Genomic DNA, 23,370 nt, shown 5'->3' with positions numbered 1-23,370 from the left:
GCCGTATACGTCCTCGCTGTGACCGGGTTGCGACCAAGGTCGAGTGAGACTGTGACGCAATGACATGAATGGAAGGCTCAGCATGACCACTCAAGACGCCCCCACCTACATGGAGCTGGAACTGCGTTCCCAGCCCAAGGTCTGGACTCGTGCCATCACTGAGGCCACGGCTCGCAGGGCCGAGGAACCCATTGCGGCCAAGGGCGAACGCGTGGCCGTGTTCGGCTGCGGCACCTCGTGGTTCATGGCTCAGTCATGGGCCGCGGCTCGTGAGCAGGCCGGCCAAGGTCTCACGGACGCCTTCGCTGCGTCCGAGTCGGACCTCGTGGCCCGCGCAGACCAGTACGACCGCGTGGTCGCAATCTGCCGCTCCGGCACCACCACCGAGGTCCTGGAGGTGCTGGGCAACCTGAAGGGCCTGGTTCCCACCGTGGCCATCGTCGGTGATCTGGACACCCCCATCGTCAACGTCGCGGATCGCATCATCGGGCTGCCGTACGCGGATGAGAAGTCCGTGGTGCAGACCCGCTTCGCCACCACGGCGCTGGCCACATTGCTCACGGACTCCGGAATCGATCTCGGTTCAGCTGTCGAGGACGCCGAGGCCGCCGTGGACGCGGCGACCCCGAAGGCCATCGTCGATGCCGAGCAGTTCACCTTCCTCGGTCGCGGTTGGACCTACGGCCTGGCCAACGAGGCGGCGTTGAAGATGCGGGAGGCCGTGCAGGGCTGGACCGAGTCCTACCCCGCCAAGGAGTACCGGCACGGCCCCATCTCCATCGCAGGCCCCAACCGCGTCACGTGGATGATCGGCGACGGTCCGGAGGCGCTTCGAGGCGAGGTCGAGGCCACCGGGGCCACCTACCTGGACAACGATGTTCACCCGCTGGCTGAACTGGCGCGTGTGCACAAGGTGACCCTGGATCGCGCCCTGGCTCGCGGCCTCAATCCGGATGAACCTCGACACCTGACGCGTTCCATCATCCTGGACGGCGAGGATGCCTGATCAGACGCTGCTGCTCTTCGACGTCGGTGGGACCGACGTCAAGGCTGCGGTGTCCATCAACGGTGAACTGACCCGGATCACCCGCCGGCCGGTGCGTGCGGTCACCGGAGACCAAGCGGGCCGAGCCCTCGTGGACCAACTCTCGGATCTGGCCGCCGACCTGCTGCCGTCCGAGACCCCCGCAGCAGTGGGGCTCCTCAGCCCAGGCGTCGTGGATGTTTCGTCTCGTCGGACCGTCTTCGCGGCCAATCTGGGTTTGCGCAACGCGGCACTGCCGGATCTGCTCCAGGAACGGCTTGGTGCGCCCGTGGGATTCGGTCACGACGTGGCGCTCGCCGCCCAGGCCGAGTACAGCGAAGGCGTGGGCGCGGGTGGGGCGGACAGCGTGCTGGCCGTGGTGATCGGTACCGGCATCGCCGCCACGTCGTTCGTGAACGGTACGCGGCTGGAGGTCCCTGGCGCTGGCGAACTGGGGCACGTCCCGGTCCCGGGCGGGGGCACCTGCGCTTGCGGCGCCACGGGCTGCCTCGAGACCGTCGCGTCTGCGGCGGCGATCGCGCGCGCCTATGAAGAGGCAACGGGTCGGCGGGTGAACGGCGCCGCCGGGGTGCTTGAAGCGCTACGCCGAGGGGACCCGGATGCGCGAGCGGCCTGGCAAGCTGCGGTGGACGCCCTGGCCTTCGCCCTGCACTGGAGCGTGGGACTGCTCGGCGTGAGCCGCGTGATCGTCGGGGGTGGACTCTCCGGTGCCGGAGATGATCTACTCAACCCCCTGCGTGCGGCCTTGGAACGGCGACTCAGTTTCATGCCCGTGCCGGAACTCGTTCTGGCCCGCCTCGGTGGCGACGCCGGACTGCGGGGGGCCCGGATCGTCGCGCTGCAGGAGCTGGAGGCGCAGAAATGATCGTCGCCGTGACGCCGGCGCCCGCGCTGGACCTGACCCAGCACGTCGGGCAGATGCGCCTGGGTGAGAGCCTGCGGGTGGCGCCTCCGGCGGCACGCCCGGGAGGCAAGGGACTCAACGTCGCTCGCGTCCTGGCCGCCCGCGGGGTGCCGGTCGCGGCAGTGGGTCCGTTGGGTGGGGAGCGGGGCAAACACGTGTCCGACGCGCTGTCCCGCCTGGCGCCGCAGGTTGCCACGCGCTGGGTCCGGGTCGGTGCGCTGACGCGCACGTCCACCGCGCTGGTGGAGGACGGTGGGCGGGTGACCATGCTCAACGAGGTCGCCGCCCCGTTGTCGCTCGACGAACACGACGCGCTGCGGCATGCCGTGGTGGAGCAAGCGGAGGCAGAGGGGCCCGGAGCAATCGTGGCGATCTGTGGATCCTGGCCGGCAGACACTCCGGCTACCGCATTGCGGAGCATGGTGAGGCAGTTGCACGAGGTGGGCGCCTTCGTCTGCGCCGATACGTCGGGGGAGCTCCTCCTCGAGGCGGCGGCGGCCGGAACGGACCTGCTCAAGCCCAATATCCACGAGCTCGCTGAGGCCACAGGCGGGGACGGGATCGAAGCAAGCTTGCAGACACTGTTCGATCTCGGTGCCCGTGAGGTCTTGCTCTCCAAGGGTGAGGACGGGATGAGTCACCACACGGTCCACGACCGCGCCGGGATCGGGGCCCGCCTGTATCGTGTGCTGACCGGCAATCCGACCGGGGCGGGGGACGCGGCGGTGGCCGGATGGCTGGCCGTTGCCCACGAGCTGGGCCACGCGCCCGCCTCGACCGCTGAACGACGGCGGGCGTTGGCGGCCGCCGTGACCTGGTCGGCCTCCGCCGTTCTGTCACCCGTGGCCGGCGAGCTCGGCGTGGACCCACAGTCCCTGGAGGCCGATGTGGTCTTCTCCCCGGGCTTCGACGGCTCATGATCGTTGTCGGGAGTCAGTGGTGCCGTTCGTGCCGGTTGGGGAGTCAGTTGTGTTGAGTGAAACCCGGCTCTGTGCTGCAGAACTGACTCCTGAAACGTGACTGGACAGAGCCGACTCCCCGAACGTCGCGCCTCCAGCGGTGACAACCGACAACCTGAAGTGAAGAGAGAAGGAAGCCCTGATGCCCCTCGTCCCCACCCGCGACATCGTGGAACGGGCGGTGGCTGCCGGCCACGGTGTCCCCGCGTTCAACGTGGTCCAGCTGGAATCCGCCGAAGCCATCGTGGCCGGTGCGGAGGATGCAGGCCTGCCCATCGTCGCCCAGATTTCCGAGAACTGCGCCAAGTACCACGGCTCTCTTGCCCCGCTGGCCGCCGCCGTCCGGGTGCTGGCGGAGAGCTCCGAGGCGAGCATCGCGTTGCACCTCGACCACGCCGAGAACCCCGCGCTGGTGCGTGAGGCATTGGGCCTGGGCTTCGGCTCCGTCATGGTGGATGCCTCCCGATTGCCCGACGACGAGAACCGCGCCTTGACGGCGCAACTCGCCTCCGAGGCCCACGCACACGGCGTGTACGTCGAGGCCGAATTGGGCGAGGTGGGTGGCAAGGACGGGGCCCATGCACCCGGTGTGCGGACCGACCCGGGGGAGGCGGCACGCTTCGTGGCGGACACGGGCGTGGATGCGCTCGCCGTAGCGGTGGGATCGTCGCATGCGATGACGTCGCGTACCGCCAAGCTGGACCTGGACCTGATCGCTCGGCTGCGTGGCGCGGTCCGGGTACCCCTGGTGCTGCATGGATCCTCCGGGGTGGGTGACGATCACCTGCGTGAGGCCATCGCGGCCGGCATGGTGAAGATCAACGTCTCCACGCACCTGAACAAGGCGTTCACGGCCCCCGTGCGTGAAGCACTGAACGACCCGAAACTGGTGGACCCACGCAAGTACCTCGGTCCTGGACGTGAGGCCATGCGCGTGGAGATCGCCAGGCTTGCAACGTTGATCACCAACGTCAACCGCTGACGTCACTTGGTTGCGTGAGTCACCCCTTGACGTGGGGTAGATCACCATTCAAGATGGTTGCACCTGAAAGATCTTGATCGAGTCATCGATCAAAACATCACTCACACGCAATCCCCTTGGTTGACCGGCTCGTATGGCCCGCCACGCCAGGGGGGAGAAGGCGACATCATGAGCAAGTTCAGCTGGCGTACAGGATTCGCAGCGGTCGCCGCGGTCGGCGCCCTCACCCTGACCTCCTGCGGCTTCGGCGGCGACGACAGTGGCGATGACGATGCGAAGGGTGGCACCACCACCCTGCAGATGCTCGTCCCCACGTATTCCGACCAGACCAAGGGTCTCTGGGAAGACATCATCAAGGACTTCGAGGCCGAACACGACGACATCAAGATCAATCTCGAGACGCAGTCCTGGGACAACCTCGAGACGGTGCTCAAGACCAAGATCCAGTCCAAGAAGGCCCCGGACATCTATAACGGTGGCGCCATCTCCGGCTACGTGGGTGACGGCATCCTGGCCAAGGCGGAAGACATTGCCTCCAAGGACACTCTGGAGAACTTCCAGGATTCCTTCGCCGACGCCGAGAAGGTGGGCGGCACTCAGTACGGCCTGCCGTTCATCGCCTCCGACCGTGCGCTGTTCTACAACAAGGACCTGATGAAGGAAGCCGGAGTCAAGGACGTCCCCAAGACCTGGGACGAGCTGCTGAGCGCATCCAAGGCGATCAAGGACAAGACCGGCAACCCGGGCTACGGCATGCCGCTGGGCTCGGAAGAGGCGCAGGCCGAGGCCATGCTCTGGGTCGTGGGCAACGGCGGTTCCTTCGGCGATGAAGAGAACATCACGGTTGACGACCCCAAGAACGTGGAGGCCTTCGATCAGATGAAGAAGATGATCGATTCCGGCGCCACTCAAGCCAACCCCGGCTCCACGCAGCGCACTCCGATGATGTCCGGATTCGTTCAGGGCAAGATGGGCTTCGTCTACGCACTGCCGCAGACCATGCAGGAGATCGAGAAGACCAACCCTGACCTCAACTACGGCATCGCACAGCCGGCCACCAAGGACGGCTCCGCCGTGACGCTCGGCGTGGGCGACCGCCTGGCCTCGTTCTCCCAGTCCGAGGCCAAGCAGAAGGCGGTCACCGAGTTCATGGACTTCTTCTTCTCCGACGAGCAGTACCAGAACTTCGTGGAGAAGGAGGGCTTCCTGCCCACCACCAAGTCGGCTTCCGAGAAGATGGCCTCCGACGAGGACCTGAAGCCCTTCCTGGACCTGCTGCCTGACGCCCAGTTCTACCCCACCACCAACCCGGCCTGGAGCGCCACCGACGGTGCGTTCAAGTCGCTGATGGGCAAACTGCAGTCCAGCTCCGGCGCCGATGTCGCCAAGCAGATCCAGGCCAAGGCAGACGCCGCGTCCTGATCTTTGACCCGTGACGGGTCCCCTCGTCTCGACGTCGAGGGGCCCGTCGCGGGCACTACCAACTGCCTCCGTTCCGCGCCTGGGGCCAACCCGCGCGGGACGGAAGGCCCCTTTTCTGGCTCTTTTGCCCTACCTGTGGGCACGGCACCAGAACCCCCTGACGACACCAGCCACGGAAGCGTGAGGCATGAGTACGCAGGCCACCGCCCCTGAGCGGAACACACCACCTGAACCGGACACAGACCGTCGGGCACCAAAGCGCCGCACGGCGCGCCGCACCGGCGGCGGCTTCTGGGCCGCACTGCCCTGGCTGACGCCGGCCATCATCCTGATCTTCGTGGTGGTGGTCTTCCCGGCCGTCTACATGATCTACAGTTCGCTGCGGAAGATCGGCATGTCCGGGCTGAACCAGGGATGGGCGGAGCCCGGCGGGAACACACCGGACTGGGGGATCTTCTCCAACTTCGCCCGCGTGTTCACCGACCCGAACCTGCCCCGCATCCTGCTCAACTCCGTGGTGTGGGTCGTGGTGGTGGTCCTCTTCACCGTGATCATCTCCCTGGCTCTGGCGCAGTTCCTCTCCAAGCCGTTCCCCGGCCGACGCCTGGTGCGCATGGCCGTGGTGGTGCCGTGGGCGGCGTCCGTGGTCATGACGACCACAGTCTTCTACTACTCGATGGACCCCAACTACGGGGTGCTGAACAAGTTCCTTCAGCAGCTTCACCTGGTGGATGGCGACGGGTTCGGGTTCACCAAGAACCCTGTGTCGGCACTGATTTCCGCGATGGTCGTGGCCATCTTCGTGTCCCTGCCCTTCACGGTCTACACGCTACTGGCCGGCGTGCAGTCGGTGCCCGGGGAGACCCTTGAGGCCGCGACCGTGGACGGCGCCGGACGTTGGCGCACCTACTTCTCCGTCGTCCTGCCGCAGCTGCGCAACTCCCTGGCCGTGGCGGTGTTGATCAACATCATCAACGTGTTCAACAACCTGCCGATCCTGCAGGTGATGACGGGTGACCTACCAGGGTATGAGTCGGACACCCTGATGACCTACATCTTCAAGACCATGCAATTGGACCAGCGCATCGACATCGCCTCAGCCCTCTCAGTGGTCAACTTCGCCGTGGTTGCCGTGATCGTGGCGATCTACGTCAAGACCGTCAAGCCGCTGAAGGAGGTCTGAGCATGGTCGCGCAAGCTCCTCACAAGACGCCCAGCCTGAAGAAACCGTTCCTGACGGTCACGGACAGGGCCCCGCGCAAGGTCGTGGTGCGCCGCATGATCATCGGCCTCGTGATCGCCCTGATCTTCCTGATCCCGTACCTGGTGATGTTCGCAGGGTCGCTGAAGACCAAAGAGGAGATCCTCTCCTACGACCCCACCTACCTGCCCAAGGACGGGTGGCACTGGGACAACTACGCGAACATGTGGTCAACGCCGGAGACCCCACTGCCGCAGAACCTGATCTCCACGATCATCATCGCGGTCGCGGCAACACTGGTTGTGTTGCTGGTGGCCGTCCCGGCGGCCTACTACACGGCGCGTTTCCGCTTCCCGGGCCGCATGGCGTTCATGGGCCTGGTCATCCTGACCCAGATGCTGCAGCCTGCCATCCTCACCACCGGCCTGTTCCGAGAGATGCAGCTCTTCGGGATCGACGACACCTGGCTGGCGATGATCCTGGTCAACGCTGCCTTCAACCTGGCGTTCGCGACCTGGATGATGCACTCCTTCTTCGCCGCCGTTCCCAAGGAAGTGGACGAGGCCGCTCAACTGGATGGAGCGGGCAAGCTGCGGACGCTGTTCAAGGTGAACCTGCCCTTGGTGTGGCCCGGCATCGTGACCGCCGTGATCTTCACCTTCGTGTCTGCCTGGAACGAGTTCGCCGCCTCCCTGGTGATCCTGACGACCGCAGAGAACCAGCCGCTGTCCGTGGCTCTGACGAAATTCGTTGGCCAGTACGCCACGAGTTGGCAGTTCGTCTTCTCGGTCTCGATCCTGTCCATCGTTCCCGTGGTGATCCTGTTCTTCTTCATCGAGAAACGGTTGATCGGTGGCCTGGCGGCCGGCGCGGTGAAGTGATTCGGCAGCACTCGGGGGCGGAGAAACCGTTGAGGGGTTGGAGAATATGGGTATGAATCGGACGGAGCGTGGGAACCGGATCCTGGAGATCCTTGCAGACAACGGCAGCGTGGACGTGGAGCAGCTGGTGTCCGGTCTGGGCGTCTCCCCGGCCACGGTGCGCCGCGACCTTGACGCGCTCGCTGAGAAGGAACTGCTGGTCCGCACCCATGGTGGTGCCACGAGGGGCGGCGTGGCCTATGACCTTCCGCAGCGCTACCGTTTGGGGGACGACGACGCCAAGCGTTCCGTCGCGGCCAGGGCAGCAGCCAAAGTCTCTCGAGGGATGACCGTGGGGATGACGGGTGGGACCACCACGGGGATCATCGCCCAGCTACTGGGGATGCGTCCGGATCTGCGCAGTGAGAACGGCCGGCCCTCGCTGACGGTGGTGACGAACTCGGTGAACATCGCGTCCACCCTGGCGGTGCGCCCGCACATCAAGGTGGTGGTCTCCGGGGGCGTGATGCACCCGGCGTCCTATGAATTGGTGGGGCCTTGGGCGGTCCAGACGCTGGGTGGGCTCTCCTGCGACCTGGCGTTCATCGGCGTGGACGGTATGACGCCGCAGGGCGGATTCACGGTCCACGAGGAAGACGAGGCCGAGCTGAACGCGCTGATGGCCAGGCGGGCCCGCGAGGCGTGGGTGGTCACGGACTCCAGCAAGGCCGGCCACACCGCCTTCGCCGCGTTGCCGGAGGTGAAGGGCATCGGCCTGATCACCGATACCGGTCTGTCTGCGCAGGACCGCAAGGCATGGGCCGCCAAGGGTGTGGAGGTCATGCTGGCCTGAGCGGGACCCTCGCCCGAACCCAGCGGGTCAGACCCGGCGGGCACCGCCGTCGGGCAGGATGAGGAACGGATCAACGCGCTCGCCGAGGCCCGGGAACAAGGGCAGACCGAGTGCGCGGGCGGGCGTGGTCGTTGCGGCCGCGACGGCGTGGGGCAGCGCCACTCCGGCGGCAACGACGTTGCGGACGGCGACGTCCATGGTGAGCGTGGACCCGGCGATGGACCCCGGCCCGTCGGGACCAACGATGCGGGCCACGCCGTCCGCCACCACCACGGGCAGGGAACCGAGCATGTACTGCCCGTCGGCGCTGCCGGTGGCGGACATGGCGTCGGTGATCAGCCCGACGCGCCCGGGCGCCGCGGCGAAGAGGGTGCGGATCAGGGTGGGCGTCACGTGGACCAGGTCGGCGATGAGCTCCAGGGTGACATGAGGAGAGTCCAACGCCGCGCCGATGGGGCCGGGTTCGCGATGATGAAGTCCCGGCATGCCGTTGAACGTGTGCGTGAGGATCGAGGCACCCGCGTCGAAGGCGGCCAGCGCGGTGGCGTAGTCGCAACTGGTGTGCCCCACGGCGACCATGACGCCCTGTTCCACGAGCCAGTTCGTCGCGACGAGTCCCGGGTCGTGTTCCGGAGCGATGGTGATCTGGGTGAGGTGCCCTGCACAGGCGTCGTAGAGGCGCTGCACGTCCGCCAGGGAGGCGGGGAGAAGGTGCTCGGGAGCGTGGGCGCCGCGGTGCCCGTGGTCCAGGAAAGGTCCCTCCAAGTGGATGCCTGCCAGGGCCTCGTGATGCCCGACGGCGGCGGCCAGCCTGGCGGCGGCCGTCGCCTCGGTGTCCATCGGGTTGGTGACCAGCGAGGCCACGAGCGTACGGGTGCCGTGATCCGTGTGGGCGGCGATGGCCGGGGTGAAGTCGGTGTCCTCGTCGAAGGCCACCCCGCGTCCTCCGTGGCAGTGGCCGTCCACCCAACCACTGGTGAGCAGCGCGGACTCGGCGTGGATGACCGCGATATCGGATACGCCGTGGGGCAGAAGTGACAGCCAGCTGTCACCGGATCCTTCTGCGACGAGTCGTCCTTGGTCCACGGCGATCCAATCCCGGCCAGGGGGCTGCGGGGAGGTGACCCCGGTGAGGTGATCCGTCCGGGTGGCGGAATGGATGATGCGCACTGTGCGGGTCCTCTGTTGTTCCATTGGGAAGCGTCCGCGGAAGACGTCGCGGACCGCCTGGCTCCAGGGGTGTTCTGCCTAGGTATCCAGCATAAACTTCCGGGTATGGACGTTGTGATCTCAGCTACCGTGCAGGAGTCGGCTCGACGTGCCGGTGGCCAGGTCATCAGGGCCATCGAGAACGACCCGCATTTGGTGTTGGGGGTCGCCACTGGGTCGTCGCCGCTGGGGATCTATCAAGAGGTGTCTCGGGCCATCGGACAGGGGCTGGACGTCTCAGGGATCACCTGTTTCGCGCTGGACGAGTATGTGGGTCTCTCGGTCGATCACCCACAGAGCTATCACCACGTGGTGCAACAGACCATCGCGGAGCCCTGGGGGCTGAAGCCGGCGCAGCTCCATGTTCCGGACGGGAACGCGGCGGACCCCAGAGCTGCCGCGGCCGCCTACGATGCCGCCATCGCCGCAGCGGGCGGCGTGGGACTGCAGATCCTGGGCATCGGTTCCAACGGACACATCGGCTTCAATGAGCCTGGCTCCTCGCTGGCATCGCGCACCCGCATCAAGACCCTGCATCCGCGGACACGGGCGGACAATGCACGCTTTTTCGACGAGGACCAGAGCGCCGTCCCGCTGCACTGCATCACTCAGGGGATCGGGACCATCCTGGATGCGGGGCGGGTGCTGCTGATCGCAGAGGGTCACACCAAGGCGGAGGCGGTGGCCGGCATGGCAGAGGGGCCGGTGTCGGCATCCTGCCCGGCGTCAGCGTTGCAGTTGCACCCGCATGTGCAGGTTTTCCTGGACGAAGGTGCTGCCTCCGGACTGAAACATCGTGAGTACTACGACCATGCCGTGACTCACGCGAGTGATCTGGATCTCTGATTCCCCGGCGCGATTCAAAGAATTCGGCGCGACCTTGACATTAAAGTGACAAGGATCACTATTAGAATCCATTTTCCTCAAGGGGAAGGCAATTTGTGAGGCAGGTCTCCTGCTGGAGGATTTCTAGCCCCAGCCGAGTTCATGGAGGCGTTCCTCATTGATGCCGAGGTGATGTCCGATCTCGTGGACGAGTGTGATCCTCAACTCTTTCACCACGTCCGGCCAGCCCGTGCATTCGTGTTCGAAGGTCTCCTTGAACAGCACGATCCGATCCGGGAGTTGCCCCACCTCGTCCCGTCCGCGCTCCGTCAGGGCAATCCCGTCGTAATAGCCGAAGAGCTGTGTGTCCGGATGCTCCCAAGGCGCGGGATCATAGCGATCTTCGACGAAAACCTGGACGTTGTCCAAGGGGTCCGTGAGCTCAGCCGGCAGGAGGCGGAAGGCTTCGGAGGCCGCGTACTCGAAGAGATCCGTACTCATCTGGAAGGGCATGGGGCCAGCCTACGAGGGGTACCTGGCCCGGGTCATGGGCGCGGGCGAAGTTCCTTGATGAGGACGCCGAGGAAACTGCGGTTAGCGCCAGGGCGATAAGTCGTCTAAGCTTGTCAGGCAACCTCCGGGTAGTTCCGGTGGATGCGCCCCTATCGTCTAGCGGCCTAGGACACCGCCCTTTCACGGCGGCGACACGGGTTCAAATCCCGTTGGGGGTACGGACGGACTACCGATTTGGAAGTCCGCCAGAAAGTCTGATAAGCTTTCAACTTGTGAGGAACGCGGAAACGCGTTGATCACTAGGCCCTGTAGCGCAGTTGGTTAGCGCGCCGCCCTGTCACGGCGGAGGTCGCGAGTTCAAGTCTCGTCAGGGTCGCAGCGAGTCTCCTGTTTCGATGGGAAACTCAAAAACGGCCATCGAAAGATGGCCGTTCGGCTCTGTAGCTCAGTTGGTAGAGCGTACGACTGAAAATCGTAAGGTCACCGGATCGACGCCGGTCGGAGCCACTTTCGAATACCCCCGGCGATCCCGGGGGTTTCGTTTTGCCCGGGCCTTGCACCCGGTCGCGGTGAGGACGCCACCGTCCCACGACCCACCCTTCGCGAGCAGGCCAACCGGACGGCCCGGTTCATCAGCGTCGGCGAGCCGCGAACTCGGTTACAGTGACGGTGGGTTCGAACCGTCCGCGCCGCACTGGAGACCAATATGACCTCGCAGTATCCCCAGCAGCCGAACTATGGCTACCCGCCGCCGTATCAGCAGCCGTACCAATACGGTCCTCCGCGTCCGGTGCGCAGACCCCCGGGCCCGCCGGGGCTCGGTATCGCGGGCCTGGTCATGGCAGGCGTCGCGCTCGTGGCCTCCGTGATCTGGGACTTTGTCTGCGTGTCACAGTTCCGGTCGGCCTTGATCGAGGTGGGCAACTCCTACGACTACAACGAGGACCGCATGATCTCGATCTTCGGGGTTGCCGTCCTGATCCAGATGGGGCTCTCGCTCCTGGGAACCGCCGCGTTGGTCGTCTCCATCATCGCCACCGCAACGAACAAGGGTAGGGCGCCGGGGATCGCCGGCATCGTCGTGGCAGGCGCCGCCCCCATCATCTCCTACACCGTCTTCATGATCGCTGTGGCGGCGCTGCCACTGGATCCGGAGATCTGGGACTCGTGGGACGCAGAGTACTCAACTGTCTTGCCGTACCTGCTTTCGCTGCGAGGCTGACGACACCGCGTCTCATCCGACCTACGTGCCCCGGGCGGCGCCACCTGGCGCGGACCGGGGCACGCGTCGTCGGGCACGCGTCGTCGGGCCTGCACCCGGTCTGTCCGGGTCGACTCAGCCGGCGCGGCCCAACATCCGGATCGAGGCCCAGCGGCGCACCAACCTGTGGTGGGCGGCGGCAGCAGTGGTCACATCGCCTTCGGCCAATGCCTCCACGCCGGCGTGCAGATCGCCGACCGACTCGTCGGGCCACACCAGCCTGGCCAGCAGCCCGTAGTCCAGTTCAACCATGGAATCCGGGTGGAAATCCTCCAACCAATCCATGAGATTGACCAGCTCATCCACAAGGGGAAGCTCGTCAGCGGCTTGGGCCAGGAGCGTGGCGGTCCGGTGGGCGCGTTCCAGCGCGAGCGTCAACGTCGTGTGGATGCGTGCCGAGGTGAGGAGCTCGTCCACATCGTCGATCTCCACGGGTTCGTCTTCATCGAACAGGGAGAACCAGGCCAACGGGATGCCCCAGACGGCCTCCTGCGTGAAGACGAGTTCGTCATCCAACCACATGCCCTGCTCCTGGAGACGCTCCGCGTGCGCCTCCACCGCGGCGTCCGGCAGGATCGCCTCCGTGAGAACCGTCGGAATGTTCTCCTCCAGGATCCCGGCGGACGACCCGGCCCTGAGCGGCAGCTGATCCGGGCACCAGAACGAGGCGGTCCCATCGGGGGTACGCGCATGGAGAACCCGATAACTCTCCGTGGTCTCGTGCGGGAAAGGATCGGTGACCGCACGCGTCACACGAGAGAGCAGCGCGGTGCGGGCCTCCGACTCGAAGGCTTGCCTCGACCGCGGCGGCTGCTCCCGGATCAGCAGCTGATCGGTGTCGTCGAATGCGCGCAGCGGCGAGAAGACCCGTAGATATGCCGTGGGTGGCAGATTGAGCAGTATGCCGGCGGGAAGTCGAGTGTCCATGCCTCCTGCTCCTGTCTTACGGTTGCGACTTCAGCGGTTCAATGGTGGCGGCGCCGTGTGCGGTCAGTCCAGAGTCACGATGACCGGTGCATGGTCGGATGCGCCCTTGCCCTTGCGCTCGTCACGGTCCACCTGGGCGTCCGTGACCCGGTTGGCGAGGGCGGGGGAGAGCAGCTCGAAATCGATGCGCATCCCCTCCTTCTTGGGGAAGCGCAGCTGCGTGTAGTCCCAGTACGTGTACACGCCGGGTCCGGGATGACGCTCACGCATCGGGTCCTGCAGGCCGGCGTCGATGAAGGACTGGAAGGCCTCCCGCTCCGGAGCCGATACGTGGGTCATCCCGTTGTCCCGGAAGAAATCGATGTCCCACACGTCCTCATCGCGGGGCGCGATGTTCCAGTCGCCCACCAGGGCCAACTGCAGTTCCGGATCCTGCGCCAGCTGCTCAGAGGTGTGGTTCTTCAGGATGTCCAGCCAGTTGAGCTTGTAGCCCATGTGCTCGTCTTGCAGACCGCGCCCATTGGGGACGTACAGGCTCCAGACGCGCACGTCGCCGCAGGTGGCGCCGATGGCTCGGGCCTCCTGCACAGGGTCTTTGCCGCCCTTGCCGAACGTGGGCTGGCCGGGGAAGGTCCTCTCCACGTCGTCCAGGCCCACCCGCGAGGCGATCGCGACGCCATTCCACTGGCTGAACCCGAAGTGCGCCACCTCGTAGTCCAGACGCTCAAAGAGCTCCCAGGGGAAGTTCTCGTCCTTGCACTTGGTCTCCTGGATGGCGAGGACGTCCACGTCGCTTCGCTCCAGGAAGGCCTCCACACGGTCGGCACGGGCACGGAGGGAGTTCACATTCCAGGTAGCGATCTTCACGGCCTCCACGCTACCGGATCCCGATGCCCGACGACGCGGGGCCGGGCAGGTGCCGCGCGGCACCTACCCGGCCCCGCGTCGTCGGGCAGTGATGCTACTTCTTGCGCAGGTTGGGGAAGTCCGTGTCCTTGAATTCCTGGCCGTGGGCGGCCATACCCTCGGGAGCGTCACCCGCATGCCGGGCCTCTTCCGCCTCTCGCAGCTCCACACGGCGGATCTTGCCAGAGATGGTCTTGGGTAGCTCAGCGAACTGCAGGCGGCGAATGCGCTTGAACGGGGCCAGCGTCTTGCGGCAGAAGCCCAGGATGTCCTCTGCGGTTTCCGCGGACTCCTCGTAGCCGGCGGTGAGGACGACGAAGGCCTTGGGGACGGAGAGACGGATGGGGTCCGGTGACGGGACCACGGCGGCCTCCGCCACCGCAGGGTGCGTGATGATGACGGATTCCAGCTCGAACGGGCTCAACTTGTAGTCGGAGGATTTGAACACGTCGTCCGCGCGACCCACGTAGGTGATGATGCCGTTCTCGTCTCGCTCAGCGATATCACCGGTGTGATAGATCCCGTCTCGCATCGCAGTGGCGGTCTTCTCGGGATCGTTCAGGTAGCCCTTCATCAGGCCGACCGGAGCCGGATCCAGCCGCAGGCAGATCTCGCCGGCATCGGCTTCCTGGCTCGTGGCCGGATCCACCAGGATCACGTCGAAGCCCGGCATGGGGTACCCCATGGCCCCGATCTTCACGCGGGCCGCCGGCGGATTGGCGATCTGAACCGTGGTCTCGGTCTGCCCGAAACCGTCGCGGATCGTGGGGCCCCAAGCCTGCGCCACACGGTCGATCACTGTGGCATTGAGCGGTTCACCCGCGGACACCAACTTCTGCGGTGGGGTCTTGAGGTGGCTCAGATCCGCCTGGATCAGCATGCGCCACACCGTGGGAGGTGCGCAGAAGCTGGTCACGTTCTCCTGGGACATCTGATCCATCAGGGCGCGGGCGTTGAAGCGCGAGTAGTTGTAGACGAACACGGTGGCCTCGGCGATCCACGGGCCGAAGAAATTGGACCAAGCGTGCTTGCCCCAGCCGGGGGAGGCCACGTTCAGGTGAATGTCGCCGGGCTCCAGACCGATCCAGAACATGGTGGACAGATGCCCCACGGGGTAGGACACATGCGTGTGTTCCACCAGCTTTGCCTGCGACGTGGTGCCGGACGTGAAGTACATCAGCAGCGGTTCCTCCGCTGCGGTCTCCTGTGCCGGCGTGTAGTCGGCACTCTCTGCGGATGCGTCCGCGTAGTGCTTGGCGTTCGGGGCCGCGTCGTCCACATCGATCAGCGTGTAATCGCCGGGAACGTCGTCGAACTTCTTGAGGTCGCTGGTTCCGGCCACCGCCCACGTGGCACCGCCGCGCTGCACGCGGTCCGTGAGGTCGTCGGCGACCATCTGCGTGGTGGTGGGAATGACCACGGCACCGAACTTGAAGGCCGCCAGCGTGAACTCCCACAGCTCCTGCCGGTTGGGAAGCATGACGATGATCTTCTCGCCACGCTTCATCCCGATCTCACGGAACCAGTTGGCCACACGGTTGGAGCCCTCGCTCAGGCTCTTCCAGGTGCGGGCGGTACGGGTGCCGTCCTCCTCGACGATGACCAGGGCCTCCTGATCGCCGCGTTCCGAGGCGGCGACGGCGTCGAACCAGTCCAGCGCGAAGTTGAAGTGGGTGAAACGCGGCCACGCGAACTCGGCGCGGGCGCGGGCATAGTCCTCACGCACCTCGAGGAGGAAATCGCGGGCTGCGCGATACTCGTCTGTCACGGACATGGTGTCTCCCTTGACTTCCGCGGATCTGGTTCCGGTTCTTATAGCTCTTGGCGTGCCCACCGTGTGGGGTGGACCACGAGTTCTGCAGTCTCACGTTAGCGGACTGACCGGCTCAGATCGGGATCGGCGCCGGGGGAGGAAAGGAGTGTGACGGCTTCCGGGCTTTCTCCCGAGGGTTTCCGTCATTGCCTCAGGGGTTATCCATGCTGCGGTGACGGAAAGCCTGGGGGGGAGAGGACGCAGCGGACGCCCAACTGTGGGAGGACGCAGCGGACGCCCAACTGTGGGAGGAGGTGACGGACACGCAATCCTGGGAGGAGGCGACGGACACTCAACCGTGGGAGGGCGCGACGGAATGCCTCAGGAGCAAGGAAGCGAGGCTCAGCTCAGCAGATCCTGCACCGAGTCCATGACGAAGTTGGGGCGGAACGGGAAGCGCGCGATGTCGCCGCGATGCGTGATCCCCGAGAGCACCAGGAAGGTGCGCAGCCCGGCCTCCATGCCGGCGATGATGTCGGTGTCCATCCGGTCGCCGATCATTCCGGTGGACTCCGAGTGAGCCTGGATGCGGTTCATGGCGGAGCGGAACATCATCGGGTTGGGCTTACCGACCACGTACGGCACACGCCCTGTGGCCTTGGAGATGAGGGCAGCGATGGCGCCGGTGGCGGGAAGGACACCCTCCAGCGACGGCCCGGTGGCGTCCGGGTTGGTGGAGATGAACCGAGCTCCGTCCATGATCAGACGGATGGCCTTGGTGATGGCTTCGAACGAGTACGTGCGGGTTTCCCCGAGCACCACGAAGTCGGGGTCGGTGTCGGTGAGGATCACCCCGGCCTCATGCAGCGCGGTGGTCAGCCCTGCCTCGCCGATGCAGTAGACGCGGGCAGTCTTCTGCTGGTCGGCGATGAACGCTGCCGTCGCCAGTGCGGACGTCCAGATGTTCTCCTCCGGGATCTCCAGCCCGGAGGAGGCCAGGCGTGCGGCCAGGTCTCGCGGCGTGTAGATGGAGTTGTTGGTGAGGACCAGGTAGTTCAGTCCCTGATCGCGCCACCCCTGCAGCAGGTCGGCCGCGCCAGGGATCGGCTCGTTCTCATGGACCAGGACGCCGTCCATGTCCGTGAGCCAGGATTCGATGCCTTCGATCGCGGTATTCATCAGTTCTTCCACCAGGTATCGAGGATGGTCACGGGCACGGTGCGCTTGTGACGCGTGCGGAGGAACTTCTCCTCCAGCAGATCTGCCACCGACTCGGGGACGTCCTGACCCTCCAGGTAGGCGTTGACGTCGTCGTAGCTCACCCCGAGTTCGTCCTCGTCCGTGCGGCCGGGGTTCAGGTCGAGCAGGTCAGCGGTGGGCTCCTTGGTGGCCAGCGACTCCGGGGCACCGAGGTAGCGCAGCAGCTCCGAGTTCTGGGCCTTGTGCAGCCCGAACAGGGGCAGGATGTCGGCTCCGCCGTCTCCGAACTTCGTAAAGAACCCGACCACGGATTCCGCGGCGTGGTCGGTGCCGACCACCAGCAGCCCGCGGTCGCCCGCAATGGCGTACTGGGCAATCATCCGCATGCGTGCCTTGGTGTTGCCGCGAGTGAAATCGGAGAGGTCGGAACCGGTGGCGCCGTGGTACGCAGCGGCGATCCCATCGACTCCGGGCTTCACGTTGAGGCTCAAGCTGGTGCGAGGCTTGATGAAGTCCAGTGCGGCTTGGGCATCGTCCTCGTCGGCCTGGACACCGTAGGGCAGGCGGACCGCCACGAAATCGACGTCCTCGCCCTGCTCGCGCAGGCCTTCGACGGCCAGCTGAGCCAGTCGACCCGCCAACGAGGAATCGATGCCGCCGGAGATACCGAGGACAAAACCCTTGGCATGGGCGAAGTGCAGGTAGTCCTGCAGGAACTTCACCCGCCGAGCCACCTCCTGAGCCGGGTCGATCTCAGGCTGTACGCCAAGTTCTGTGATGATCTGCTGCTGGAGCTCTCGCATGGCTCCAACAGTAATGACACCAGAGGGCCCACGGGAAGCGACGCGCTGCCGGGCGGCCCGGTGCAACGCAACCGGAACCGCCCTGCAACACGTCGGTATCGACGGATCGGATCAGCCGGTGTAGGTGAAGGTGACCTTGTTGCCCTTGATGGTCAGGGTTCCCGTGAACTGGAAGTTCATGTCCGCTTCCAGCTTGGCGTCCTCGCCGTCCTGCTTCACGGTGGCCTCGACGGAGGCCTGCCCGTCCTTACCCTCCACCGTGGCGTTGTTGACGCTCAGGTCGGGATAGGACTTGGTGGGTTCCTTGTCCAGGGTCCACTTGATGTTCTCCACGGTCTTGCCGCCTGCATCAGCGCCGAACGGGCACTGCTTCGGGGCGATCTCCGTGGAGGCGATGCACGCATTCAGCCAGGAATCGACCGACTTGTTCGCTTCCTTCTTGAACGCAGAGTTCAGGGTGCCTGCCAGCGAGGTGCTGCCGAGGTCGGTGGCTTTCGGGTCAGGGTCCGAAGCGACCGCGAGTCCGGAAGCCTGGAACGACTTCGCCTTGGGGTAGTTCACGAACTTCGTGTCGGTGCGTTGAATCGTGTAGTTGCCGGGGAGCACGAAGAGCCGGTGGGTGGAGTAATCGTCGGTCTTACCGGGCAGTGTCACGTCCACGGTGTTGGCCTTCACCTTGGCGCCGCCACCATCCGTGACGTCCAGCGCAGGCAGGGACGCGGTGGCAACCTTCCACGGTGCGTCAGCGTCGGCGCGTGTCAGGCGTAGGGAGATCTGTTGCTCCTTGCCGCCTTGGCTCAGGGTGGCGGTCACTCCGGAGGTCAGGGCGTTGGAAGCGGGCACGCCGTAGGACTCCTTGGCCGGGGTGATGGCTTGGGGTCGGTTGCTCGCCTTCGAGTAGACCTTGTTGTTCAGCAGGGGGTGCTGGTTCGTTGCACCCTGCAGAGAGGAGATCTCCAACAGGTCGAGTGCACCCTGAGCATCGCCGTCCTTGAGGGCCCCGCCCAGGTCACGGACGGCGGCGGCCGGCGACCCCTTCTGGATGCTGGTGGGTATGGAGTCCACCGTGGAGCCCTGGGTGTCCTTGTCGTCGTTGTCACGTAGTGCGAAGAACAGGATCAGCGCGATCGCGACGATCACCACCACCACGCCTGTCAGGATGGCCCAGAGCAGCGTGCGGTTCTTCTTGGCCGGCTTGGCAGACCTGCGGCCCCGTTCGCGGGGGCGCAGGGGGAGCCCCTCGGCATTGACGGGGCCGGAAGGCACAGCGCCTTGGGGCGCGGCCACCGCTGTCGCGGTCACGTCGGGTTGGTCCTCGGCGGCCTGAGTGGCCGGGTCCACGAGCAGATCCGGGGAATACGGTTCCGCTATGACGGTCACGTCGTCATTGGGATCCGCGTCCTCGGGAGCCGTTTCCGGGTTGTCCTCGGCAGCCTCCCGGTCGTCCTCGGCGGCCTCCGTCCCGTGGTCCGGTTCGGATGTCGCCTGACCGTTGAGCAGTTGGTCCCACATCTCTTCCATGGCTGCGGATGCAGCTGGATCCTGGTCCTGTGGCACGGAAGAATCGTGGGACTCGGCGTCATCGTCCTGGGAGGGGATTCGTACGGCAGGGAGATCCCGCGTGGCGTCGATGTCGTCGTCCAGTTCCCAGCCCGACGGCGCGGAAATGGGCCCGGTGAACTCGCTTCCGGACCCAGCCTCTGGCTGGTTCTCGGGGGACGCCGGGTACTGCTGGTCTGCTTCGTCGACGTTTTGGTCGGGGTCGAGCTCGGAGTCGGGCTGCTCGGACCTACGGTCGTCGTGCGGCTGGCCGGACACGATCCTCCCTGATGAAGTGATGGGCCTTATCCCGAACAGACTACCAATCCAGGCGCTCGGCCCGGATATGATCGGGGTCATGAGCCTCGTTGAAGACCGCGCACGACTGCTGGAATTGATCAAGGACCTCGCCGTGGTCCGTGGGCGAGTGACCCTGTCATCGGGTAAGGAAGCCGACTACTACGTGGACCTGCGCCGGATCACATTGCACCACGAGGCCTCCATCTTGGTGGGGCGCACGCTGCTGGCCCTGTTGGACGAGGCAGACATCGAGTTCGAGACCGCCGGCGGATTGACCATGGGTGCCGACCCCGTGGGAACCGCCTTGATGCATGCAGCCCGCGAGGCGGGCCGGACCGTGGACGCCTATGTGGTCCGCAAGGCCCAGAAGTCCTACGGGATGGGCCGCCAGGTCGAAGGGCCCGGCGTCGAGAACCGCGCCTGCGTGGTGTTGGAGGACACCTCCACCACCGGTGGTTCCGCACTGACCGCCGTGGAAGGCGTCCGCAAGGCGGGTGGAGACGTCCGCGCCGTGGCCGTCATCGTGGACCGTGACACGGGCGCCAAGGAACGCATCGAGGCAGAGGCCGGCGTGCCGTACCTTGCTCTCTTCGGCAAGGACGAGCTCGGCCTGGACTGACTGGATCCAAGACAGCTTTCGGGCCCCGGCGCAGCACGTGTCTCACGTGTGGCCCGGGGCCCTTGTGTTGTCACGAACGAGCAGTGTTGTTGCGGGCCGTGCCACGTTGCTTCAGGCCCGGCCCGTCCCCAACATGTCCAGTCGGGAGGCGGCGCGGAACCAGTCGGTGGGCGGGTCCGCGACGTCCGACATCGCTGCGCGCTGCACCTGCGAGGTCACGGTCAGCCTGATATCGGCATCAACCAGGACATCCACCATGGTGACCAGCCGTTGGCGCGCGGGACGACTCAGCCGTGACAGCGGCTCCACGTCCAGCAGCACCCAGTCATCGAAGAGGGAGGCCAGGTCCAGCATGTCCTTGGAGGTCACGGGAGACTCCAGGAAGGTGAGAGCGTCGAACACCACCTGCCGCGAGCGCACGGCCAGAGCGGGGAGTGCATGGTGGTCCTTCAGGACGGTGGTGGCCTCGGACGCCGCTACCGGAGCGATCCCTGCCATGGCGGAGGCCGCGGTCGCGGGCGGAATGGACGTGCCGCCGTCGGGCATGGAACCGCGCGAGACCACCCATGCGCCGGACGCGAAGCGGGTGCCTGCACCGCCGCCGAGCCGGCGGTAATCCGTGGCACCGAGCAGCTCGCGGACCTCGAAACAACGGCGCAACGTCTCGATCCCGGGCTGGACCACGTGGTGGTAGACGCGGTGCGGGAGCAGGCCCTCCGGCGCGTAGTTGGACGTGATCAGTGTCGGGATGTGGCGCTCGGCGATCTCGGCAAGCAGGCGGTTCAGGAGTGCGGCCGCGCCGGGGTCCTGAACGTGCAACTCGTCGAAGAAGAACAGTCGGGTCCCGGAGAGGAGGTCCTGGACTGTGGCCTCGATCGCGGTGTGGGCGCTGACCTTGGCGCCGAGGCGTTCTTGGAGGGCCAGGAAGAACTGGTGGAAGTGCACGCGGCGCTTGTTGGCCTCGGGGACCGGAGCTGCAGCGAAGACCTGACCGAGCAGCCACGTCTTCCCACGGCCTGCGGAGCCGTGGACAAAACAGCCCACCGGAATCCCTGCAGGAGGCTCCTCCTCCAGGGCACGGTCCAGCCAGCTGCCGAGCTGGCCCAACAGGTGCTCCTGCGCCGAGTCGAGGCTGATCTCTCCGCTGTCTCGGAGGGCATGGCGGACGCGTTCCGCAATCGACTCGTTGGTCAGAGCTGCATCGAATTCGGTCACAAATATCAAGCGTAATGCCAAGCGGGTCCGCAGTGCTGCGGTTGGGCGGGAGGGAACGGCGTCTGGCTCTTGACCGTGTCCCTTGCAACGACAAGAGTCGTGACATGAGGGAGTGCGTCGTCGGGCTCGTCCTGCAGGCGTTGCGAACTCGACGTCGCGCCTGCTCGCTGAGCACATCACCGTGCACTGGAACGGGCGGCGTACCCGAACAAGCAAGGGATGAGGTCAAGCGGTGAAGAAGCTGATCAACAACGTGGACGACGTGGTTCACGACTCTCTGGTGGGTGTGGCCGCGGCTCACCCCGAACTGCGAGTGGACCTGGAACAGCGTGTGGTCTACCGAGGGGATGCCCCGAAGCAGGGGAAGGTCGGCCTGGTCTCCGGCGGCGGCTCAGGGCACGAGCCGCTGCACGGCGGTTACGTCGGTACCGGCATGCTGGACGCAGCAGTGGCCGGTGAGGTCTTCACCTCACCCACCCCCGACCCCATCGCCGAGGCCACCAAGGGCGTGGACGGCGGAGCGGGCGTGCTGCACATCGTGAAGAACTACACCGGCGACGTCATGAACTTCGAGATGGCGGCCGAGCTCGCCAATGCGGAAACGGGGGTGGACGTGCGCTCGGTGATCGTGGACGACGACGTCGCGGTGCAGGACTCCCTCTACACGGCAGGACGCCGCGGGGTGGGTCTTACCGTCTTCGTGGAGAAGCTCGCCGGTGCCGCGGCCGAGGAAGGCGCCGATCTCGACGCGGTCGAGGCCGTCGCCAAGAAGGTGGTGGCCAACGGCCGCTCCTACGGCATCGCGCTGACCAGTTGTACGGTCCCGGCTGCGGGGGAACCCACCTTCGACCTTCCCGAGGACGAGATGGAGCTCGGCATCGGCATCCACGGCGAGCCGGGCCGTAAGCGGGTTCCGCTGGCGTCGGCCAAGGAGATCGCCAAGGACCTCGTTGACCCCATCCTGGATGACCTGGACTTCACCGGGGCGCCGGTGATCGCGATGCTCAACGGCATGGGCGCCTCCCCGCTGCTTGAGCTCTACCTGGTCTACGGCGAGGTCGCGGCGTTGCTGGCCGAGCGCGGGGTCACGGTTGAACGCCGCCTGGTGGGTGACTACATCACCTCGCTCGACATGGCCGGTTGCTCGCTGACGCTCATGCGGGCGGACGAGGAGGATCTGCGCCTCTTCGATGCCCCGGTGAACACGTCCGGCCTGAGGTGGGGAGCCTGATGAGCACGCTCGATATCGCCACGCTGACCGCCTGGATCGACGCCTACCGCGACGCGATCGCGGAGCACAAGGACGAGCTGACGGATCTGGACCGCGCCATCGGGGACGCCGACCACGGCTCCAACATGGCCCGTGGCACGCAGGCCGCCGCCGAGAAGCTGGCGGAGGCGCCTCCGGCCACCGTTGCGGATCTGGGCAAGGCCGTCGGGATGACGCTGGTGTCCACGGTGGGTGGGGCCTCGGGCCCGCTCTACGGCACGTTCTTCCTGCGTTTCGGCGTGGGCGCAGGAGCCGTGTCAGAGCTGGACGGCGATGGGCTTGCCAAGGCCTTCCGCGCCGGGCTGGACGGTGTCCTGGCCCGCGGGAAGGCGGAACTGGAGGACAAGACCATGGTGGATGCCCTCACCCCCGCCGTCGAGGCATTGGAGTCCGGTGGCGACGATCTCGTCGCCACGGTGAGCGCCGCGGCTGACGCGGCCGAGGTCGGTCGCGACGCCACGGTGCCGCTGGTGGCACGCAAGGGTCGTGCCTCGTATCTGGGGGACCGCAGCGCCGGCCACATGGACCCCGGGGCCGCCTCCACCGCCCTGCTGCTGCGCACCCTGGCGCAGGTGCTCGCCGCATGAGCGCACGGGTCGGTCTCGTCCTCGTCTCCCACTCGCGCGCGCTCGCCGAGGCCGCGCGCGGCCTGGCCACGGAGGCCTCGCCGGGCCAGTTGCCGCCCATGGCGGTCGCCGCAGGAATGCCCGACGGCGGGTTCGGCACCGACGCCGCCGCCGTCGCCATGGCCTGTGAGGAGGTTCTTGGCGAGGTCGGGGCCGACCCGGGCCACGGTGTGGTGGT

Annotated in this window: 22 protein-coding genes, 3 tRNA genes and 1 pseudogene; 17 read left to right on the top strand and 9 right to left on the bottom strand. The window is 66.1% G+C overall.

What is annotated here, in order from left to right; all coding sequences use genetic code 11:
* The first annotated feature begins 82 nt into the window (after positions 1-82).
* The 8 genes from Q0A15_RS02495 to Q0A15_RS02460 all read left to right on the top strand — a co-directional run bounded on the left by Q0A15_RS02495 (position 83) and on the right by Q0A15_RS02460 (position 8,226).
* Positions 83-1,006: an SIS domain-containing protein gene (locus tag Q0A15_RS02495; protein ID WP_291277960.1), complete on the top strand. Its 924-nt coding sequence runs from the start codon at positions 83-85 to the stop codon at positions 1,004-1,006.
* The gene (locus tag Q0A15_RS02490) at positions 999-1,910 is read left to right on the top strand and encodes an ROK family protein (protein ID WP_291277959.1); all 912 of its coding nucleotides are present in this window, start codon (positions 999-1,001) and stop codon (positions 1,908-1,910) included. Before Q0A15_RS02495 ends, Q0A15_RS02490 begins: the two co-directional genes overlap by 8 nt.
* A complete protein-coding gene (locus tag Q0A15_RS02485; RefSeq protein ID WP_291277958.1) occupies positions 1,907-2,869 on the top strand; it encodes a 1-phosphofructokinase family hexose kinase in 963 nt (320 codons plus the stop codon). Before Q0A15_RS02490 ends, Q0A15_RS02485 begins: the two co-directional genes overlap by 4 nt.
* A 181-nt stretch (positions 2,870-3,050) precedes the next feature.
* The gene (locus Q0A15_RS02480) at positions 3,051-3,890 is read left to right on the top strand and encodes a class II fructose-bisphosphate aldolase (RefSeq protein ID WP_291277957.1); all 840 of its coding nucleotides are present in this window, start codon (positions 3,051-3,053) and stop codon (positions 3,888-3,890) included.
* Positions 3,891-4,058: 168 nt separating this feature from the next.
* Positions 4,059-5,312 carry an extracellular solute-binding protein gene (locus Q0A15_RS02475; RefSeq protein WP_291277956.1) on the top strand — a complete coding sequence of 418 codons (1,254 nt, stop codon included), beginning with the start codon at positions 4,059-4,061 and terminating at the stop codon, positions 5,310-5,312.
* Between the two features lie 187 nt (positions 5,313-5,499).
* A complete protein-coding gene (locus Q0A15_RS02470) occupies positions 5,500-6,495 on the top strand; it encodes a carbohydrate ABC transporter permease (protein ID WP_291277955.1) in 996 nt (331 codons plus the stop codon).
* A gap of 2 nt (positions 6,496-6,497) precedes the next feature.
* Complete coding sequence (locus tag Q0A15_RS02465; RefSeq protein WP_291277954.1) at positions 6,498-7,394, top strand: carbohydrate ABC transporter permease; 897 nt, start codon at positions 6,498-6,500, stop codon at positions 7,392-7,394.
* Positions 7,395-7,440: 46 nt separating this feature from the next.
* The gene (locus Q0A15_RS02460; protein ID WP_367273350.1) at positions 7,441-8,226 is read left to right on the top strand and encodes a DeoR/GlpR family DNA-binding transcription regulator; all 786 of its coding nucleotides are present in this window, start codon (positions 7,441-7,443) and stop codon (positions 8,224-8,226) included.
* A 27-nt stretch (positions 8,227-8,253) separates the two neighbouring features.
* On the opposite strand, the gene Q0A15_RS02455 is transcribed toward Q0A15_RS02460, so the two are convergent.
* Entirely contained in the window at positions 8,254-9,396 is a 1,143-nt protein-coding gene (locus tag Q0A15_RS02455) for an amidohydrolase family protein (RefSeq protein WP_291277953.1), read from the bottom strand.
* A gap of 105 nt (positions 9,397-9,501) precedes the next feature.
* On the opposite strand from Q0A15_RS02455, the gene nagB reads away from it, so the two are divergent.
* Positions 9,502-10,281: a glucosamine-6-phosphate deaminase gene (gene nagB / locus Q0A15_RS02450; RefSeq protein ID WP_291277952.1), complete on the top strand. Its 780-nt coding sequence runs from the start codon at positions 9,502-9,504 to the stop codon at positions 10,279-10,281.
* 123 nt (positions 10,282-10,404) lie between these two features.
* Here nagB and Q0A15_RS02445 read toward each other — a convergent pair whose 3' ends face one another.
* Positions 10,405-10,773 carry a metallopeptidase family protein gene (locus Q0A15_RS02445; RefSeq protein ID WP_291277951.1) on the bottom strand — a complete coding sequence of 123 codons (369 nt, stop codon included), beginning with the start codon at positions 10,771-10,773 and terminating at the stop codon, positions 10,405-10,407.
* 145 nt (positions 10,774-10,918) lie between these two features.
* Between Q0A15_RS02445 and Q0A15_RS02440 the strand changes: the two genes are divergently transcribed.
* The 4 genes from Q0A15_RS02440 to Q0A15_RS02425 all read left to right on the top strand — a co-directional run bounded on the left by Q0A15_RS02440 (position 10,919) and on the right by Q0A15_RS02425 (position 11,995).
* Positions 10,919-10,991: transfer RNA gene (locus Q0A15_RS02440), tRNA-Glu, on the top strand.
* Between the two features lie 84 nt (positions 10,992-11,075).
* A tRNA-Asp gene (locus Q0A15_RS02435) sits at positions 11,076-11,149 on the top strand.
* Positions 11,150-11,207: 58 nt separating this feature from the next.
* Positions 11,208-11,280: transfer RNA gene (locus Q0A15_RS02430), tRNA-Phe, on the top strand.
* A 199-nt stretch (positions 11,281-11,479) separates the two neighbouring features.
* A complete protein-coding gene (locus Q0A15_RS02425) occupies positions 11,480-11,995 on the top strand; it encodes a hypothetical protein (RefSeq protein WP_291277950.1) in 516 nt (171 codons plus the stop codon).
* Between the two features lie 114 nt (positions 11,996-12,109).
* On the opposite strand, the gene Q0A15_RS02420 is transcribed toward Q0A15_RS02425, so the two are convergent.
* The 6 genes from Q0A15_RS02420 to Q0A15_RS02395 form a co-directional block, all read right to left on the bottom strand.
* Positions 12,110-12,961, bottom strand: coding sequence for a hypothetical protein (locus tag Q0A15_RS02420; RefSeq protein WP_291277949.1), 852 nt, complete (start codon positions 12,959-12,961; stop codon positions 12,110-12,112).
* Between the two features lie 63 nt (positions 12,962-13,024).
* Entirely contained in the window at positions 13,025-13,828 is an 804-nt protein-coding gene (locus Q0A15_RS02415) for an exodeoxyribonuclease III (protein ID WP_291277948.1), read from the bottom strand.
* Between the two features lie 94 nt (positions 13,829-13,922).
* Positions 13,923-15,641, bottom strand: a complete 1,719-nt coding sequence (locus Q0A15_RS02410) for an AMP-binding protein (protein ID WP_291277947.1) — start codon at positions 15,639-15,641, stop codon at positions 13,923-13,925.
* A 381-nt stretch (positions 15,642-16,022) separates the two neighbouring features.
* A complete protein-coding gene (locus Q0A15_RS02405) occupies positions 16,023-16,799 on the bottom strand; it encodes an HAD-IIA family hydrolase (protein ID WP_291277946.1) in 777 nt (258 codons plus the stop codon).
* Positions 16,799-17,623: an ammonia-dependent NAD(+) synthetase gene (gene nadE, locus Q0A15_RS02400; protein WP_291277945.1), complete on the bottom strand. Its 825-nt coding sequence runs from the start codon at positions 17,621-17,623 to the stop codon at positions 16,799-16,801. Before nadE ends, Q0A15_RS02405 begins: the two co-directional genes overlap by 1 nt.
* A 111-nt stretch (positions 17,624-17,734) precedes the next feature.
* Entirely contained in the window at positions 17,735-19,441 is a 1,707-nt protein-coding gene (locus Q0A15_RS02395; RefSeq protein WP_291277944.1) for a hypothetical protein, read from the bottom strand.
* A gap of 79 nt (positions 19,442-19,520) precedes the next feature.
* Here Q0A15_RS02395 and pyrE point away from each other — a divergent pair, with 79 nt between their 5' ends.
* On the top strand, positions 19,521-20,081 hold the full coding sequence (gene pyrE / locus Q0A15_RS02390; protein WP_291277943.1) for an orotate phosphoribosyltransferase: 561 nt from the start codon (positions 19,521-19,523) through the stop codon (positions 20,079-20,081).
* 111 nt (positions 20,082-20,192) lie between these two features.
* Here the strand turns inward: pyrE and zapE are convergent, their stop codons facing one another.
* Positions 20,193-21,296, bottom strand: coding sequence for a cell division protein ZapE (gene zapE / locus Q0A15_RS02385; protein WP_291277942.1), 1,104 nt, complete (start codon positions 21,294-21,296; stop codon positions 20,193-20,195).
* Between the two features lie 232 nt (positions 21,297-21,528).
* Here zapE and dhaK point away from each other — a divergent pair, with 232 nt between their 5' ends.
* From dhaK to Q0A15_RS02370, 3 genes and pseudogenes are all read left to right on the top strand, one after another.
* Positions 21,529-22,527, top strand: coding sequence for a dihydroxyacetone kinase subunit DhaK (dhaK, locus tag Q0A15_RS02380; protein WP_291277941.1), 999 nt, complete (start codon positions 21,529-21,531; stop codon positions 22,525-22,527).
* Positions 22,527-23,153 (top strand): dihydroxyacetone kinase subunit DhaL, encoded by a 627-nt coding sequence (gene dhaL / locus Q0A15_RS02375; protein ID WP_291277940.1) that lies wholly within the window; start codon positions 22,527-22,529, stop codon positions 23,151-23,153. Before dhaK ends, dhaL begins: the two co-directional genes overlap by 1 nt.
* A pseudogene (locus Q0A15_RS02370) lies at positions 23,150-23,370 on the top strand (hypothetical protein); the annotation flags it as partial. The gene dhaL and the pseudogene Q0A15_RS02370, both read left to right, overlap by 4 nt.

This window comes from Galactobacter sp., from assembly GCF_022712295.1.
In the GTDB taxonomy this organism is placed as follows: Bacteria; Actinomycetota; Actinomycetes; order Actinomycetales; family Micrococcaceae; genus Galactobacter.
The sequence above is the reverse complement of the archived record's forward strand: the minus strand, read 5'-3'. Positions and strand labels throughout refer to the sequence as shown.

Bases quoted from the DNA above. Each gene is read 5' to 3' on its own strand.
- Q0A15_RS02495 (WP_291277960.1), top strand. From the start codon at position 83: ATGACCACTCAAGACGCCCCCACCTACATGGAGCTGGAACTGCGTTCC.
- Q0A15_RS02490 (WP_291277959.1), top strand. From the start codon at position 999: ATGCCTGATCAGACGCTGCTGCTCTTCGACGTCGGTGGGACCGACGTC.
- Q0A15_RS02485 (WP_291277958.1), top strand. From the start codon at position 1,907: ATGATCGTCGCCGTGACGCCGGCGCCCGCGCTGGACCTGACCCAGCAC.
- Q0A15_RS02480 (WP_291277957.1), top strand. From the start codon at position 3,051: ATGCCCCTCGTCCCCACCCGCGACATCGTGGAACGGGCGGTGGCTGCC.
- Q0A15_RS02475 (WP_291277956.1), top strand. From the start codon at position 4,059: ATGAGCAAGTTCAGCTGGCGTACAGGATTCGCAGCGGTCGCCGCGGTC.
- Q0A15_RS02470 (WP_291277955.1), top strand. From the start codon at position 5,500: ATGAGTACGCAGGCCACCGCCCCTGAGCGGAACACACCACCTGAACCG.
- Q0A15_RS02465 (WP_291277954.1), top strand. From the start codon at position 6,498: ATGGTCGCGCAAGCTCCTCACAAGACGCCCAGCCTGAAGAAACCGTTC.
- Q0A15_RS02460 (WP_367273350.1), top strand. From the start codon at position 7,441: ATGGGTATGAATCGGACGGAGCGTGGGAACCGGATCCTGGAGATCCTT.
- nagB (WP_291277952.1), top strand. From the start codon at position 9,502: ATGGACGTTGTGATCTCAGCTACCGTGCAGGAGTCGGCTCGACGTGCC.
- Q0A15_RS02445 (WP_291277951.1), bottom strand. From the start codon at position 10,773: ATGCCCTTCCAGATGAGTACGGATCTCTTCGAGTACGCGGCCTCCGAA.
- Q0A15_RS02425 (WP_291277950.1), top strand. From the start codon at position 11,480: ATGACCTCGCAGTATCCCCAGCAGCCGAACTATGGCTACCCGCCGCCG.
- Q0A15_RS02420 (WP_291277949.1), bottom strand. From the start codon at position 12,961: ATGGACACTCGACTTCCCGCCGGCATACTGCTCAATCTGCCACCCACG.
- Q0A15_RS02410 (WP_291277947.1), bottom strand. From the start codon at position 15,641: ATGTCCGTGACAGACGAGTATCGCGCAGCCCGCGATTTCCTCCTCGAG.
- Q0A15_RS02405 (WP_291277946.1), bottom strand. From the start codon at position 16,799: ATGAATACCGCGATCGAAGGCATCGAATCCTGGCTCACGGACATGGAC.
- nadE (WP_291277945.1), bottom strand. From the start codon at position 17,623: ATGCGAGAGCTCCAGCAGCAGATCATCACAGAACTTGGCGTACAGCCT.
- pyrE (WP_291277943.1), top strand. From the start codon at position 19,521: ATGAGCCTCGTTGAAGACCGCGCACGACTGCTGGAATTGATCAAGGAC.
- dhaL (WP_291277940.1), top strand. From the start codon at position 22,527: ATGAGCACGCTCGATATCGCCACGCTGACCGCCTGGATCGACGCCTAC.